18 protein-coding genes and 1 pseudogene are annotated in these 15,148 nt (G+C 37.9%); 4 read left to right on the forward strand and 15 right to left on the reverse strand.

The genetic code is table 11. The annotated features are described in order from the left end of the window. Positions 1-315 precede the first annotated feature (315 nt). From EDM56_RS02005 to EDM56_RS02020, 4 genes are all read right to left on the reverse strand, one after another. Positions 316-1,602: an IS110 family RNA-guided transposase gene (locus EDM56_RS02005; protein WP_122916196.1), complete on the reverse strand. Its 1,287-nt coding sequence runs from the start codon at positions 1,600-1,602 to the stop codon at positions 316-318. A gap of 243 nt (positions 1,603-1,845) precedes the next feature. After that, positions 1,846-2,334, reverse strand: a complete 489-nt coding sequence (locus tag EDM56_RS02010; protein ID WP_122916197.1) for a hypothetical protein — start codon at positions 2,332-2,334, stop codon at positions 1,846-1,848. A 301-nt stretch (positions 2,335-2,635) separates the two neighbouring features. Further along, positions 2,636-2,800 (reverse strand): helix-turn-helix domain-containing protein, encoded by a 165-nt coding sequence (locus EDM56_RS02015; RefSeq protein ID WP_122916198.1) that lies wholly within the window; start codon positions 2,798-2,800, stop codon positions 2,636-2,638. Positions 2,801-2,869: 69 nt separating this feature from the next. Continuing rightward, entirely contained in the window at positions 2,870-3,652 is a 783-nt protein-coding gene (locus EDM56_RS02020) for a hypothetical protein (RefSeq protein ID WP_122916199.1), read from the reverse strand. 256 nt (positions 3,653-3,908) lie between these two features. On the opposite strand from EDM56_RS02020, the gene EDM56_RS02025 reads away from it, so the two are divergent. From EDM56_RS02025 to EDM56_RS02035, 3 genes are read left to right on the forward strand one after another with little or no spacing between them, the layout of a single operon-like run. Beyond that, positions 3,909-5,396: a tyrosine-type recombinase/integrase gene (locus EDM56_RS02025; protein ID WP_183192252.1), complete on the forward strand. Its 1,488-nt coding sequence runs from the start codon at positions 3,909-3,911 to the stop codon at positions 5,394-5,396. Beyond that, entirely contained in the window at positions 5,396-6,535 is a 1,140-nt protein-coding gene (locus EDM56_RS02030) for a tyrosine-type recombinase/integrase (protein ID WP_122916201.1), read from the forward strand. Before EDM56_RS02025 ends, EDM56_RS02030 begins: the two co-directional genes overlap by 1 nt. After that, a complete protein-coding gene (locus EDM56_RS02035) occupies positions 6,513-7,418 on the forward strand; it encodes a tyrosine-type recombinase/integrase (protein WP_122916202.1) in 906 nt (301 codons plus the stop codon). The genes EDM56_RS02030 and EDM56_RS02035 overlap by 23 nt, the downstream gene beginning before the upstream one ends. A 423-nt stretch (positions 7,419-7,841) precedes the next feature. On the opposite strand, the gene EDM56_RS02040 is transcribed toward EDM56_RS02035, so the two are convergent. From EDM56_RS02040 to EDM56_RS02095, 11 genes are all read right to left on the reverse strand, one after another. Further along, the gene (locus tag EDM56_RS02040; RefSeq protein ID WP_122916203.1) at positions 7,842-8,261 is read right to left on the reverse strand and encodes a tetratricopeptide repeat protein; all 420 of its coding nucleotides are present in this window, start codon (positions 8,259-8,261) and stop codon (positions 7,842-7,844) included. A 220-nt stretch (positions 8,262-8,481) separates the two neighbouring features. Next, positions 8,482-8,889 (reverse strand): DUF7674 family protein, encoded by a 408-nt coding sequence (locus EDM56_RS02045; protein WP_122916204.1) that lies wholly within the window; start codon positions 8,887-8,889, stop codon positions 8,482-8,484. Positions 8,890-9,088: 199 nt separating this feature from the next. After that, positions 9,089-9,385 (reverse strand): hypothetical protein, encoded by a 297-nt coding sequence (locus tag EDM56_RS02050; protein ID WP_148040348.1) that lies wholly within the window; start codon positions 9,383-9,385, stop codon positions 9,089-9,091. A gap of 153 nt (positions 9,386-9,538) precedes the next feature. After that, the gene (locus tag EDM56_RS02055; protein WP_122916206.1) at positions 9,539-9,988 is read right to left on the reverse strand and encodes a nuclear transport factor 2 family protein; all 450 of its coding nucleotides are present in this window, start codon (positions 9,986-9,988) and stop codon (positions 9,539-9,541) included. A 201-nt stretch (positions 9,989-10,189) separates the two neighbouring features. Beyond that, positions 10,190-10,561, reverse strand: a complete 372-nt coding sequence (locus EDM56_RS02060; RefSeq protein WP_122916207.1) for a hypothetical protein — start codon at positions 10,559-10,561, stop codon at positions 10,190-10,192. A 126-nt stretch (positions 10,562-10,687) separates the two neighbouring features. After that, a complete protein-coding gene (locus EDM56_RS02065) occupies positions 10,688-11,143 on the reverse strand; it encodes a hypothetical protein (RefSeq protein WP_122916208.1) in 456 nt (151 codons plus the stop codon). Positions 11,144-11,249: 106 nt separating this feature from the next. Then, positions 11,250-11,708 carry an NUDIX domain-containing protein gene (locus EDM56_RS02070; protein ID WP_122916209.1) on the reverse strand — a complete coding sequence of 153 codons (459 nt, stop codon included), beginning with the start codon at positions 11,706-11,708 and terminating at the stop codon, positions 11,250-11,252. 179 nt (positions 11,709-11,887) lie between these two features. Then, complete coding sequence (locus EDM56_RS02075) at positions 11,888-12,325, reverse strand: hypothetical protein (RefSeq protein WP_122916210.1); 438 nt, start codon at positions 12,323-12,325, stop codon at positions 11,888-11,890. Positions 12,326-12,704: 379 nt separating this feature from the next. Then, positions 12,705-13,172: a coagulation factor 5/8 type-like protein gene (locus tag EDM56_RS02085; RefSeq protein ID WP_122916212.1), complete on the reverse strand. Its 468-nt coding sequence runs from the start codon at positions 13,170-13,172 to the stop codon at positions 12,705-12,707. A 179-nt stretch (positions 13,173-13,351) separates the two neighbouring features. Further along, positions 13,352-13,846, reverse strand: coding sequence for a hypothetical protein (locus EDM56_RS02090; RefSeq protein ID WP_122916213.1), 495 nt, complete (start codon positions 13,844-13,846; stop codon positions 13,352-13,354). Between the two features lie 174 nt (positions 13,847-14,020). Continuing rightward, on the reverse strand, positions 14,021-14,617 hold the full coding sequence (locus tag EDM56_RS02095) for a tetratricopeptide repeat protein (RefSeq protein ID WP_183192254.1): 597 nt from the start codon (positions 14,615-14,617) through the stop codon (positions 14,021-14,023). Between the two features lie 213 nt (positions 14,618-14,830). Between EDM56_RS02095 and EDM56_RS31760 the strand changes: the two are divergent. Next, a pseudogene (locus EDM56_RS31760) lies at positions 14,831-15,022 on the forward strand (IS110 family transposase); the annotation flags it as partial. Between the last annotated feature and the right edge of the window lie 126 nt (positions 15,023-15,148).

Consider the following 15,148-nt stretch of genomic DNA (forward strand, 5'->3'; position numbering starts at 1 on the left):
GGCTGTATTTAAGGTTAATTTTGGAGCCGAGGAGAAAAAACGAATCATAGTTACCTAACCACTTATATCCATAATGTGGATTACTAGTTCAATTATGGTCGCACTGGTGGATGTCCACATTTCTCATGGAGGTCAACCCTCCCAAATCTCACAGAGTCCTCGCTCCTAAATTCCTTCGTCCAACCTTTCCATGAGGTGGATGTCAGTCATGCTGCCCGACAGGATCCTTTTGCCCGTAGTATAGTTGCTTTACTGACTAATCCGTGCTTCAAATGTTGTCACCTATTGCTTCGCTTTGAGAATTCAAAAGACAATCTAAGCTGCTTTCGGAAGTCCTACCATATGGGGAATGTCCCTTAACATACGTTCTTCACTGAATTCACATTGCTTCTTACCAATCGCAAACAAAATTCTTATCAGCTTATTACATATTGCAATGAGGGACTGCATTTTCTTCAAAGGATTATCTGAGCGTTTTGTAAAATACTGATGTAAAGCTTTAAAGGCACTGTTCTTAGCGACCAAAGGCATGGCAACTCGAAAGAGGAGGGCTCGAAGCGTCTTTCTCCCTCTCTTTGTAATTTTGGTTTGTCCTTTGTGCTTTCCAGATGTATTCTCCCTCAGACTCAGTCCAGCTAATTTGATGATCTGTCGAGGATGAGAATAGTTACTGAGGTCTCCTACCTCTGAAAAAAAGCCTGCAACCGTATCTTTTCCGATACCTGTGATGGCTAACATTTGTTCAACACCTGGAATCTGTTTGAGTAAATCGTCTATATTAGATTCCAGTTCGTCGAACTGTTCATTTATGAGTTCGTACTTATCTATTAACGTGCGTAGCTCTAATTTAGCCATTCCCGAACCCTCACGAATGTCAATCGAATGACTGGCTGCATCCTTGAGTTCAGTTATTTTACTGAGTCCAACCGCACGTGTAACGGCTTTTCTGAGATGAATTAAGATCTCTTGGTCAGTGAGTTTGCTTAATTCATGTGGTAATAAATTTAGCTTTAAGAGCTGTAATGCCGATTTTCCTTCCCAGTCTTTGAATACGGTTAGAAACTCAGGGAAGAAGCGATCTAGCCAGTTGTGGATTTGTCCTTGAACGGCTTGTAAGTCAACTGATAAAAGATCACGTATTTTTCTCGCAACACGAAGTTCTGCATACACTCCTTGCGGAATATTAGGTACAGCGTATCTCCCATCTTTGACTAACTGCGCAATCACTCTGGCATCCTTCACATCATTTTTGGTAGGTGAATTGTCATCTAACTCCTTGCTTTTCTTAACGTGCATCGGGTTTACGACGACAAAGTTAATGCGCTGCTCTATAAGAAAGTGAGCTAAATTCAGCCAGTAGTGACCCGTTGGCTCCATTCCTACAATCACTTTTTCCATACCTTGTTGATTCATGAGTTGTTGAATCCAATCTAGAAAGTGATTGAAATCTGAATTCGTATTTTCAAAATAAAAAGCTTTTCCGAACTCCAACCCTCTAAAGTCCTGCGCACGTGCAACGTGTTTGTGCTTAGCAATATCGACACCGATAATTAGCGTTTGTGAAGTGATTTGAGCAATCTTATCATTTTGGTTATAATTCATTTTGCAGCCTCCTAGTATTTAAGTTCGTCCTTTTTGCTGGCCAGCTCAGGACAACACTTATGATACTAAGAGGCCCTTTTTATGTTCAAACTTCATTTCTCTTCATTACAGGAATGCTGCCCTTTAGCGTAACGACCCTGCGAGTCTACAACTTTATTTTTCGGTCTAATACTTTATTTTACAGTCTACATTTTTATTTTTACGGAACATTAAAATGGAGAACCACTTCAAACTAGGTGGTTCTTACAGTATTTTATTTTTTTCTACATATTCTTCTGCTTCATATCCATCAACAGGGAAGTCATGAACTGTAATATGATAATAGTAAAATTCCCCGATGGAGCAGTTTAAGTTAATGTGAATATCACGTGGGTTTACTAATTCATCTTCCCATAACTCATCATGAAATACATAGCCTACTTTTAAGTTCTCTACGTCCAGCACAACAAAGTCTCCATTAAGCCCTGAACCAATAATAAGTAACCTCGCATCCATACACCTTCTATTTTGTTCATATAAATTGTTATCAGGCATCTCATTAACTTTATCGAAATACACATTGTTAAATCTTACATTCTGTTCAAACGAAAACTTCTCCAAGAAATTAACTAATTGATTCGGAATCTCATATTCCTCAAAGAAAGAGAGTGTTTTTCCTGATATTCTCTCCTTTTCCAAATTTCTTTCTGGGTAAACCACCAACAATGCTTTTTCAAGAAGAACTATGTCCATGAACAAGAACCTCCAAATTTACCTTACCTCAGTGCATACGGAAAATAAGTATAGTATCAACAACCCGAAAAAATCTGGATGCATACATATCGGACAGCATATTGAACAGAAAGAGTGACTGATGTTTAGAAAGATATTAATAGGGTCAGGTTGCTTTGTAGAGCAGGGGTAGAACTTTGGATAGTTTGGTGTTTGTTTGAAAAGGCCTCTATAATCACCCCGATGATATTTCATATGGTTTGGTTTGATTTGAATAATCTTAACTCCCTTTATTCCCAATATTTGAAATTTCATCGTCGCGTTATACTTCCCTCATCAACCACCTCTCAATTGTTTCCTTATGGAATAATATTCTCCTTCTAATCCTTACATGTGGAATTTGATTTTCACGCACCATTGCATAGATAGAATCTGTTGAAACCCCTATTTGTTCCGAAAGTTCGTTGACAGTTATCATTATTTTCATTCGATCTCCTCCAAATAAAAGAAATCCTCTTAACAACAATGTTAAGAGGTTCTCCTTAATTTCGCTCTATTATTTGGAGCCACTATAAATAGTGGTTAATTTGAAACAAGGTCTCCCTCCAAATTGACTCTTGATAAAGCTGATCAGCTCCCCCTGTTCCGCCCCACTTATAAAAACGTAAAACATATGACCTATCACAAAGGATGGAAGCTCAAGAAAATACCAATTCTGTCTTATTGATAAAAGTACACTACTAATACTATCGAACGTTCCTTTACTAGGATTCATTAAGTCCACAACAACAATTCCTGCTTTTTTCTCAATTCTTAAATACACGTCACCTTGACCCTTCATTGTTAAAATATATCCGTTAATGGACCAGGCTTCATCCTCTTTTACTGTGGCAATCTGAGTTAATTCCTTACTAGTTATCGTGCATTCACCCAAATGATCGAAGACATGGAAATCCCACTGACTACTGATATGAACCGCATTTGCTATTGAATAAGTTGATCGATGAACAATAGCGTACCGCGCTAACAAATTTGGATCAAATCTTCGATTAGTGTCCCTCAGCAAGTCAGTTGCGGTAGTGGTTCCGGATTTAAATAGATATTCTAATTGAGTTGCATTCATTCCCATTGACTCACTTAAAGCTTTTCTTCTATATCCTGGCGTTTTAAAAGTGCGCAAGTACTGAAAAGCTAAAGCAGAATTCTTGAAAATATCTTTTGTTTCTGGCCATGAGAGTTTCTTCGAGTTAGTTGGGTGTTTCTTTACATAATACTCTTCAGATATCTTATCTTTCATGAAGAGATACGCGTAATCATTCAATGATTTTGGATTGTCCATTTGGAATCACCAAAATCAGAATAAATAATTCCACTTCATTTATCATTGAAGCACTATAAACAGTGCTTTCTTATTTCTGTACACTCTGTTATTACCCGTAAAAACATTACTACATAACAACCTATCCACTATTTATGGGGTTTAGCACTATATCAAGGTCAAAAAGATCACAATGCTTATCAAAAAATACAACCATAAAACCCCACGTCCTTTCAAGAATGTTGGCAGATGGTTAAGTCAGGAGAGTGTATTTGAGATGGATATTACAGATGGCTTGAAAGATCAAGACAAGTTTGCATCAATTACTTCCCCGGATCTTTGGAATGGGACGAAATTATTTTCGTGGAATGCTCCTTCTACGAAAGAACTTTCGCAAGAACGATTGGAAATTCAAGCTTTTGACTATAATGATATTCAACAGATCACGTTTGAAAAGGTGTTGGAATTGATGAGTTCCCTTCACGCTATCTCGTTTGAAGATCAGACACATATTGGCTCCTTAGGTATTAATCTCTGGATCTTAGAAAATGTCGTTTATCCTAAAATCGAATCAAAAATCATTCGTAAATATTTGTCTTCCAAGAAACACAACGAACCATATTATTTTTTCACTATTTGTGTGACTGTCGTAGATTTCATAAATTACTGTAAACAATCCACCCAAATAGAATGCGAAGCCATTCCTCCAGAGTTCTTTTCTTCATATATAAAAGATCGAGACATTTCAGAAAATCAGGCTAAGAAATTACGCGATCTTTATAAAAGGTGTTTTCCTTTTCAACCACCAATACATCTCAAAGGGAAAGTAAAAAAACGAATGGAAGAACAATTACACCCATTAGTAAAAAAATATCTCGACCACCTCGCCCATCTTGGAGACATGCAAGCTGCAATTAAAAGGACTGCAAACTTTCTAAAGATGTTTCTTGAGTATCTGTGTACAGTATATGTGCAATTTCAGAAATATGAGTCCCATTACGTTCCACTATATCAAGTCTGTCAAGAGCATCTTGAAGAGTATCGAACCGTACTACTCCGAAAGGTGAAAAACAAAGATTTCGATATCGTACACGCAAGCATCATATATTACATCACTCGGGCTTTTTTTGCTTATCTGTTTCAAAAGAAGTTGATCTCTAAGGATATTACAATTGGAACATCTCCCATTCGTACAAATAAAAAATATCATTACAGGGAGATTCCAACCGATGCGGAACTTTCCACTTTTTTCAATCTGTTGTGCATCTATTCAGATCAACCTGAACACTTTCAACTTGCCTTTGGTCTTATGCTTTACCTTGGATTACGTCCCATGGAAGTTTGTCAACTCTCTTGGAATGACGTAAATCTTGAAACAAGATCGTTGATTGTGGAGGGTAAATCGAAAAAGTCCCATCAACTCCCCATTCCTGATGAAATATATACCTTATTTCAAAAAGTAATTAAGGTTAGCCATCTAGATGGTCGTTATCTCTTCCATTCTAATCCAAGGACGTTTAAATACAAATTATACGGAATATACAAGGTCCTTTCACTGATGGCAAACTGGAACTATCCTGGTGGGTTATATCTATTCCGTCATACATTTGTCACGAAATTATCAGAACTGGCCTGTCCACCACAGCTATTGATGAAACTAGCGAGACATGAAAGACCGGAAACCACTTCTCTTTACATTCACCGTTCGGGAACAGAACTTACGGATGCGATTGATCGATTATCTTATTTTGAGGAGGAAATGTGATGCCAATAACCAAAAACCGGCCACCTGACCTTTCGAGGCTAAACCGATTACTCCAAAAAGTTCTATCGGAATTTGGACATGAAACATTTATGAAGGCTCTTCACTCCTCAGGAATTACAGTAGATGATTCAACCCCATCCAATTGTGAGATCACCTATAGGGACGCCGTTGATTATTTTCTTACATGTCCCACGTTTTTGGCATTAAGTGCATCTTCCAAACGAACCTATCTTTCTGAAGTGAAAAGCCTTAGTTCCTTCACTTACGCACATTTAGGGGCAGATCCCCAACTTATCGAAGCTTCCACTTCCACACTACTTCTTGAATATATTAGTCGTTCAACGAATCCGAATACGAAGGCTAAAAAATGCGCTTTCTTACGCACATTTTTCTCAGCTATTTCTCGACGGTTTAACTTAAAACTGTTAGATGATCTGAAGCCATTGTTGAAAATGAAATGGAGAAAAGACGATCTTCAAAAAGGCTTTAGCAAAATCCAGTTGGCTGAAATGTTGAGTCTTTCTCAGATGAGTCGCGATGGTCACAGGAATTCTACCATCATATGGACCTTCCTTGGGACCGGTTTACGATTAAACGAACTATTACACTTACAGATTGGAGATATTGCCGAAGATACCCAAACGGTTTATATCATTCCAAAGGGAGACGATGAAACAAAAGTTCCACGAAAAATAACAAAATTAGCTCTTACTCTGCTACAAGACTATATTTCTTTTAAGTACTCTTATTTAAGAGAAACACTACCTGCAGAAACGTATAAAAATCTCTATATCTTTTCAAATAACTTGGGAAGAAATCCTCTTTCCAGCCGAACCATACAATTTATGGTAAAATCACTTGTTAATCAAGCCAAATCAATCCCTGAGCATCAAAAAGAATGGTTTTCACCCCATTCGTTCCGTCATAGCTTCGCTATTTATGGTCTCGAATCTGGTATTGACATCTACACCCTTTCGAAATTGTTGGGTCATAAGTCGATCGGTTCTACGATTGTATATTTAAATTTATTCGATCATCAGTTGAAAACCGCTATTGAGCAGCACCCTTTTGCCAAAAGCGAATATAAAACCATTCAAGAAAGGCTGGGTACTCATCATGAGCATAATACTGACATCTAAATATTATCTTTACTGGAAAACTTACATTCCCCTGAGTCCAAGATCAATTCAACAATATACGACTGAGTTGAAAAAATTAGAGGAATATATCCTACAAAGCGGATTCACAGGTTGTTTGAATTTTGATCAATTTTACTTTTATAAGCCAACACAGGAATATAGTAGTATAGATGAGGAATTTCTCCGTGGATTTATCAGATACTTAAAAGAACAAAAGAATGCTTCACATGGTGTCCTTTTTAGTACAATCGTTGCATTACGCAATTTTTTTGGGTTCTTAAAGGCATCTGGGTTGATCAAGGTAAATCCCGTTTCCTCTTTTCATAATCCGTACTATCAGAGAAAAATTTATAATAGGGCACTCTCTCTCAAGGAATCAGAACAACTTCTTCAAGTTGCATTGAAAGCCGATCCATTTACCAGACAATATTATGTAATCGTCCTCTTACTTTTAACCACTGGACTCCGAAATAGCGAACTGCGGAGTCTAACTTATGATCAAATAGACTTCGAGCGAAACGTCATCTACGTTGACAAAGGCCAAAAAACAAATGCAAATACTGTTTATATGACCGATAATTTAGCTGATGAGATGGCTAGATATTTGTTCCACCCACACTTCGTACAATGGAAAGAAAAAAATAACTCCATCATATTCCACAAAAATAATGCTCCCTATAGAAATGACACCCTTAACAACCTTCTCAAAACGCTAAGTAAGCAAGCAGGTATTAAAAAGGAAGTATCAGCTCATTGCTTGAGGCATACAATGGCTTATTTAATGCAAAAAGAGGGAGTCAGCATACGTGTAATCCAACGACAACTACGCCACAAAATGCTTGGAACCACACTAAGGTACGTTTCAACAGTCAATACCTTCTAAAAAAAGGGACACAAAGAACATTGGTAGGCAATTTTTCCAACACGGAGAATGGGGGGTGTCAGAAATTATAAGAGTCTTGGGGGACCCTAATTTGACCAGTAGGAGGATTTAGTCACTCAGGCACCTTTTGGGAAAAGGATCGCTAATAGAAGTTGATTTAACTATACTATTTTTCCTGTAAGAAAGACAAGTTCGTAAAGCAAAATGAGTTACGTCTAGTATGATCAGTACAACGTACAGATCATCCGACAAGATATATCGACAGATATAAAAACAAACTTCCAATAACATAACGTTATCGGAAGTAAGAAAACTTGCTACATTATATGTTTGCGTAAAAATAATCAAGAGATTTATAAAACCTTCTTTCGATTGTTACAACAAACTTGGCTTTCTATAACTCCCCCCCTTTAACCGACAAGCTTATAAGTCTCTAAACGCCTGAAGAAGCACTCGCTGCGCTGGTGTAATCTGGGCTCTTACCCGAAGCATAGACAAATAAGAAGGCTGGCAAGTATACTTGCGTAGCTCAGTTAATATCACCGCTGCTTCCTCATTTCCTTGGGCGGTTGCTGCCTTGAGATAATGCTCGGCAAGATCAAGGTTCCTTTCCATGCCCTGGCCTGATAGAAAGACCATTGCGATGTTGTACTGCGCGTTGTTATCTCCTTTTTCAGCGGCCTGTATGTAATAGAAATAGGCTTTCTCCGAATCCTGCTTCACCCCTTGACCGGTTTGGTACATATACCCTAGGTTTGATAACGCATGATCATCGCCCGATTGCTCGAATAATTCGATCGCCTTCGCGTAATCGCGCTTCACGCCCCAACCTTCCCGGTACATGACTCCTAGTGTTCAGTGATAATAAAGTATTAGACCGGCACTCCTTATCTATCAAGGAATCCGGTCATTTTAATCGCCAAGATATTTATAAATAGTATTAGACTCGATGTCGTATTGTATTGTTTCATAAGTTAAATTCGAATAATAAAGTTGTAGACTGCCTCATTGAACTAACGAACCCGTTAGTTCAATTCTTTATGAAAAACTGGCTATCTTCGAATTAAATAACAAAATCAGTGTTATTAATTTTATTATATTCTTCAACTAATTCTTCATAGAGCCCCTTTTGTTTCCGTAACATCCATTCAAATAAAGTCATAACACTCTCGAAAATGTCCGGTTTAATTCTGTAAGGTATTGCTCTCCGAGTTATTTCATCCTCAACTAAATGTTCATAAAACCCAACACAGATGGCGTTATTTAAATAATTACTTCTTCGATATTGATAAAAACACCATTCAGCGTAGTTATAGATTTTATCAAGATCTTCATCATCATTATTCAAATGGGACTTAACAACCCTGTTTCTAAGTTCAAATATTAATGAATAAACCGTATCATCCCTGCCTATGAAACTAAATCTTATATCGTAGAACAATTCTAATCCCTTTCTCCTCCAAGCACTCATAATCGTCCATCCTTATGATTTATTAAAGAGCTTTTAATTGGTTTTATTGTTATTCTTTGAATATTCCCGGTATTTCATTTAACTGAGGTATTCGCGAAGTAACTTAGACTATCCTGTCCCATAGCGTAGACAAGGGCTGTAACGCGGCAGCCCTCCCCCATAATATTGAACTATCGTACCTGTTAGCTTGACAACAAGTCTATTCAAAATCTCCATCTTCCCACATATGAATCCCCATGCATAAACCATCACCGTCTGGGGCCAATTCGATTTCTTCTAGATATTCTCTTGTATTTTGATCAAATACTCTTGCAACCAATGCAAATTCAACGCCATGATCCTTATCGATTCTACTGTCAATAACTCCATCTAATAGCATCATAAAACCATACAAGGTATCACTAATAGCTTTTTCAGCAGTTTGTTTTTCCTCCAAAGTGCAATTAGCATTAATTCTCTCTTTTGCGTATCCTTTAACTTCATCCATTAGTGTCATGCCGAAGAAATTCCCCATTTTGATCCATCTCGCATGTTCATCGGATGGCCAATCTTTATAAATGCTTTCTGATATTTTACATCATCATCCTTCTATGCTTTTAATAAGGAACCTATTATTGAACTATCGATCCCGTTAGCGTAAAGCTTTGTCTTATTTATTATATTCTGAATGACCAAGTGCTGCGTTAATTAAAGCAGTATCGAAATAATAAGGAAATGCTTCGATAACTAAATCGTCCTTAATTTTTAAGATTTGAGCGAAAGGTAATCGAACTTCTTTTTCAGATTGTCTTGCCTTAGCCACTAAAGTACACCCCATAAAAAGGGTGTCACCATCTAGTGTAGCAACCATGTTCTCGACGTTCATGGAACTCCACGTATTATGCATAGTATTAAAGAGGCTTCCGAGTTCTTCATAACCACTCCAATCCCCCGGATAAGGAAGAGATGCAGGCTCATGAACAACGATATCGGGGTGAAACGCAGATTTAAGACCGCTGAAGTCATTTCCATCCGAACGCATAAATTCCATTTCGGCTGAAAACATTCGATTTAATATTTCCATTGCCCTTGTGCTGTTGTCGCTTAATTTATTATTCATTCATATAATCCTCCATTCATTTTGACCTCCGCTTCGTCTTAATTATAGAACATAGGATCTTTCGATTTGTTGCCGTTATATTCCCACGGAATTGATGCGTAAGATTATAAACTGCCCGATACTTCAACGGAAAACGACAGCCGTTCGTTAGCGGCTGCCGTCGTATTTTTGAACTATCGATCCCCGTAGTCTAACAACAAGTCATTCAAATTCTCCATCTTCCCACATATGAATACCCATGCATAAACCATCACCGTCTGGGGCCAATTCGATTTCTTCTAGATATTCTCTTGTATTTTGATCAAATACTCTTGCAACCAATGCAAATTCAACGCCATGATCCTTATCGATTCTACTGTCAATAACTCCATCTAATAGCATCATAAAACCATACAAGGTATCACTAATAGCTTTTTCAGCAGTTTGTTTTTCCTCCATAGTGCAATTAGCATTAATTCTCTCTTTTGCGTATTCTTTAACTTCATCCATTAGTGTCTTGCCGAAGAAATGCCCCATTTTGATCCATCTCGCATGTTCATCGGAAGGCCAATCTTTATAAATGCTTTCTGACATTTTACATCATCATCCTTCTATGCGTTTAATAAGGAACCTATTGTTGAACTATCGATCTCCGTTTGTTCAATAGTGAGGATATAACCCACATACTTCGATTTACAATTTAGGAATGGTATTTCCCTACTATTCAATTGCCAGGTTTTCCTTAAGGAACTTTTCTATATTTTTTTGATACTGCTCTAGATCAGGAAAGATTCCATCTAGTGCCAACTCATAATCACCTGTCAATCTATAGAGATAGCTATGCCACTTATGATCATGCCCAACATAATTGGAGAGACGATAAAGATAATTGCAAACATCTTCCATGGTTAATTCTCCAGAGAAGTAACTCTCTGCAATGATTCCAACCACCTGACTTAAAACATTTTCTTCACCAGCTTCATAACACATACCTAAAAGAATGTTTGGTATATCTTCTGCTCTTCTCACCATGGAGAGATCAAATAATTGCTGGGGAATCTCAGTCAAATTGAGTTTAACAATCATTGAGTCAGCCCAAGCTACCACTTGTTCTTTTTTAAAGAAGTGAATGCAATATCCAATATAATAAACTTTGACTTCTTCATGTGATAGCATATTACCACCCTTTTAAAGAAAGGTAGGCTACCGATTGATCAATCACCGACAGTCTCTCTTTATATTTATTGCTCTGTCGATCCCTTTAGTTCAACGAACTAGTGTTTCAAACTCTAAGTATATCTATATTTCCATTAAGCAAATCTTCAAAGACTGGTCTTTGGACTTTGTTTATTTGATCCAGTGAGATATCATCTATATTCCAGAACTGTAATTTCAACGATTCGCAAAGATCATCCTGAAATAGTATCGTATCCCCATTTCCTGATAAATGCTCATTGTAATTAGTCATAGCATTAAATAGAAACATGACGAAAACAACCTTGTTACCATCGGGGTAGGTGTATTCCATTCTAGGTCCGCTATATATTGCGTACAATTCACAGTCCTTAACAGTTAATCCTGTTTCCTCAAAAACTTCTCGGATCATTGTCTCTTGTATAGTCTCACCGGGATTCATGCCTCCACCTGGCAATCCCCAATCTCCGTAATCAGATCTCTGCTGTAATAAGATTCTGCCCTTACTATCCCTTATTATCGCTCCGCCAGTCACAACAATCTTCATTAACTGTTACTCCCTACTTGGTTAATTATTCCACAAGCATTCGTGATTGTGCGGGAAAAACCCTTCCAGGAACTGGGTTTATTGGGGTTATCCTGCCCGTTAGCGTAGAAAAGGCAGCCGGTCGTTAAGGCTACCTTTATGTTTGGATTTTTGAACTATTGATCTCGTTAACTGAATAATCAGCAATCGCGATGTCTAAAGTTATCCCAATAATTTTTGCAAATTATTTTTAAGTCTTCAAGTGAACTCGGATTACGCTCAGGGTCATAAATGTTAATTTCACTTGCCTTAACGTTAAGATATCCGAAGGACTGCCCTCCGTCGACACTGCAAAATATCTTTACCTTATCCTCACTAATATCTGTCTTCAAGATTTCAATATCAAGTTTGTTTAGTTCTTTAAAGTCTTGAATTATCTCTTTCGTGTCAACGTCTTCTAAGTACAACTCAGCAGGATAAATAAGTTTTATGATAATGCTTCTAAACTGAGGCTTAATTCGTTCGGCGAGATACATTATGTCGACGGTAAATTCAATCCCATCAACGGATTCCTTAATGTCTTCTATACCACCATCGTGGAAAATACTGAAAAGCATTTCCTGGTTCTCTAAGTTCAAATTCATCTCCTCCACTAATCCGACTAATTACAAAACCACGCTATCGATCCCGTTAGTGTAAGCAGAAACTATTCCTTAAAGTTATAGTGACTGCAATCGGGACATATAATAGCAGCTTGAGATAGGTCAATTGGCTTTCCAATTTCAGATTCTAATGACTTAAGAATCGACTTATTAACCATCTGTTCAAGAACTGCATTAATATCGTAGCAATCCCCCATCCAAAGCGAGCGTAGTAAAAGTGGACAATCGTACATATTCTTATCGTCACTCAAAGAAGAAACCTCCTACCAATCGATACCGGTAGTTCTTAAAGAAGTATTTCGGTGTCGTTTATTGAATAATTGTACTCGTTACTTTAATGAAACGTCGGTTGTACTTAGATTCCGAAATGAATAATAAATTGATTATTGTTTGAAGCTTTAACAGCTAAGCCAATCAAATTTTCTAATTCACTTTGCATTGTTTCTCGCTTCATCCGATTTCTCGTTTGCTCCCAGTAGCCTTCTTCATTCTCCTCTTCTTTCCAAACGATATCTCCTCTTATACTAAATGTGTCTGGTGCTTCTTCGATTAATTTAAGCCACTTACCTAATATCTTTATTAGCTTCTCTGCCCCTGGCTTATTAATAACAGTTACCCCATAGTAATTTAACCCCTTGTCACTTTCTTTTGTTTCGGGGTTATATGAAGGTAACCAGTTCAAGAAGTCCATCATGTACTGGATAATATCATCTGACACTTCAGACTTTTCATCCCATGTATACCGATTAGTTCTGTACCATTCATATCTGTAATTCAAATCAAAATCGTTGCTAATAAGAAAAAACTCGTGGGTTAAACTCATTTATATCACCTTGGATATCCCTTGTTAATTTATTGGTCTTACAGAAACTAACATTATCACATATTGAAACTAAACCGCCCGTTAGATAAGCAAAGGCTGCCGGCATTAACACCAGCAGCCTCAATTTGTGTTTGTTCAACTATCGTACTCGTTAGCTTAATAGATCCTCCCTCGAACCTTTACCTTTTAATACCTAAAATTCTATAACTTTTATTTAACGATTCCTCATTGATTTCACCTTTGCAAAATCGAAAATATTCATCTACAAAACCTTTAATTGGTGAGTTTTCGGCATTTAACAACGTATGTGGATTGGACCACTCCTCAAACCAATTAAATCCAAAAGATTGCAAAAATCTCATCAATTCACTTACACAATGATTTACAGATCCGTCATCTTGTGTGAATCCAAAACTAAATTCGGGTCTTAAAAAGTCACTATCTATTCCATTTAATGCAACTGCTTCAAAAGAATCGGCCAAGAATCGGACTCCTACGTGCACTCTGAAACTCGAATCAAAAGAAAACTTATGTAAATGAATAAATTCAATTCGATCCTGCTTAATCCTCGTATAAAAAGTTGGTTTGGTCCTGATAAAACCAAATGGTTTTAAAGATAAAGCAAGCCTTTTCTTTATAAGTTCACTTACTTTTTTCTCTGTTGCTTTATCCACGGATTTGTCACTCACCTTAATCTCATGTCATTGCTACCAAGTTGTAACTGGTAACCATATTAAGCAGTTATTTCTATACCTGATTATCATTATCCTGCCCGTTAGCTTAACTCAACTGCCAGTCTACAACTTTATTATTCAGTCTAATACTATATTATTTAGTCTAAAACTTTATTAACTCTGGACACCTAGAATGCTTTGAGAAAGCGAATTCCCTTGCCCCGCGGCCTTCGACAGCCAGTGTACAGCCTTACCATAATCCTTAGGCACACCCGCGCCGTTCTTGTGGATGACGCCCAGTTGATGGGCCGCTTCGCCGTAACCCGCATCCGCCGAAAGCTCCAGCCATCTCAGCGCTTCCTTTACATTTCGCTTAACCGTCTTTCCTTCCCAGTAATGATTGTATAAACGAAATTGCGCAGCCTGGTCGCCGCCGTTCGCCGCTTCAAAGTCCTGTGTAAACTGCAACCGATCTCCACTGCCGGCTCGGGGCAGGAAGAAATGCGAAATCGGCTCCGGCGTCTTCGCCATGCAGCACACCTTATATTTCTTGCCACTTCCGCACGGACAAGGGTGGTTTTTTCCTGTAACGGGAGCTGGCGCCTTCACCGGCTCTGACGGTACCGCATCTGTCAGATCTCTTAATTCATTGACGGCGAGCATATAGTCCTTCAGCCTTTGCTCCCGCAAGGAACTGATTTTAGCAAGCAACTCCGGTGAAACGTCGTTTTCCTCCACGTCGACGGGAAGATAAATAAAGGGATTATTCATCGGGTCCTCCAACTGAAGAGGCTGCAGTAAGCTTCGATCACCCGTTTGAATGTAATGTGTTAGAAGGCGATAAGCCTCCTCAGTCTGTGGGATATCTCTATAGTACATACTCCAAAGCGACAGTGAAATCAGTGCGAACCGTCGGTCATGTATTTGGGATAATAGAGCAAAGGAAGCGGTCCCATGATGATATTCATCAAAAAAACGCTGACTAGACACGCTCTGTACCTTGCGGTAATTTGTGGGCTAAGACGCTCCTGCAATAAAAGATTAAAAGAATTCTACGACAAGAAACTCGAAGAAGGAAAACCATACAGAGTGGCAGTTATAGTTTGTGTAAACAAACTTCTTCATTGGATCTATGCCGTTTTAAGAAGCAAACAATCTTTCCTTGATTTAGCCTAAATCCCAAATGAGGCTAAAAAAAGAAAAGCCTTCCACTAATTTTCTGGAAGGATATTTGGCATGCGCATCTTTAGTATATCATCTGGTTTTTAAGAAATTTAGAGATAAACATTGACAAGATATTAG

The sequence above is a fragment of the Brevibacillus fluminis genome, from assembly GCF_003710825.1.
GTDB classification, from domain to species: domain Bacteria; phylum Bacillota; class Bacilli; order Brevibacillales; family Brevibacillaceae; genus Brevibacillus_D; species Brevibacillus_D fluminis.

Bases quoted from the DNA above. Each gene is read 5' to 3' on its own strand.
- EDM56_RS02020 (WP_122916199.1), bottom strand. From the start codon at position 3,652: ATGGACAATCCAAAATCATTGAATGATTACGCGTATCTCTTCATGAAA.
- EDM56_RS02065 (WP_122916208.1), bottom strand. From the start codon at position 11,143: ATGCTATCACATGAAGAAGTCAAAGTTTATTATATTGGATATTGCATT.
- EDM56_RS02010 (WP_122916197.1), bottom strand. From the start codon at position 2,334: ATGGACATAGTTCTTCTTGAAAAAGCATTGTTGGTGGTTTACCCAGAA.
- EDM56_RS02070 (WP_122916209.1), bottom strand. From the start codon at position 11,708: ATGAAGATTGTTGTGACTGGCGGAGCGATAATAAGGGATAGTAAGGGC.
- EDM56_RS02095 (WP_183192254.1), bottom strand. From the start codon at position 14,617: ATGAATAATCCCTTTATTTATCTTCCCGTCGACGTGGAGGAAAACGAC.
- EDM56_RS02045 (WP_122916204.1), bottom strand. From the start codon at position 8,889: ATGAGTGCTTGGAGGAGAAAGGGATTAGAATTGTTCTACGATATAAGA.
- EDM56_RS02050 (WP_148040348.1), bottom strand. From the start codon at position 9,385: ATGACACTAATGGATGAAGTTAAAGGATACGCAAAAGAGAGAATTAAT.
- EDM56_RS02035 (WP_122916202.1), top strand. From the start codon at position 6,513: ATGAGCATAATACTGACATCTAAATATTATCTTTACTGGAAAACTTAC.
- EDM56_RS02060 (WP_122916207.1), bottom strand. From the start codon at position 10,561: ATGTCAGAAAGCATTTATAAAGATTGGCCTTCCGATGAACATGCGAGA.
- EDM56_RS02040 (WP_122916203.1), bottom strand. From the start codon at position 8,261: ATGTACCGGGAAGGTTGGGGCGTGAAGCGCGATTACGCGAAGGCGATC.
- EDM56_RS02005 (WP_122916196.1), bottom strand. From the start codon at position 1,602: ATGAATTATAACCAAAATGATAAGATTGCTCAAATCACTTCACAAACG.
- EDM56_RS02025 (WP_183192252.1), top strand. From the start codon at position 3,909: ATGGATATTACAGATGGCTTGAAAGATCAAGACAAGTTTGCATCAATT.
- EDM56_RS02055 (WP_122916206.1), bottom strand. From the start codon at position 9,988: ATGAATAATAAATTAAGCGACAACAGCACAAGGGCAATGGAAATATTA.
- EDM56_RS02030 (WP_122916201.1), top strand. From the start codon at position 5,396: ATGCCAATAACCAAAAACCGGCCACCTGACCTTTCGAGGCTAAACCGA.
- EDM56_RS02015 (WP_122916198.1), bottom strand. From the start codon at position 2,800: ATGAAAATAATGATAACTGTCAACGAACTTTCGGAACAAATAGGGGTT.
- EDM56_RS02085 (WP_122916212.1), bottom strand. From the start codon at position 13,172: ATGAGTTTAACCCACGAGTTTTTTCTTATTAGCAACGATTTTGATTTG.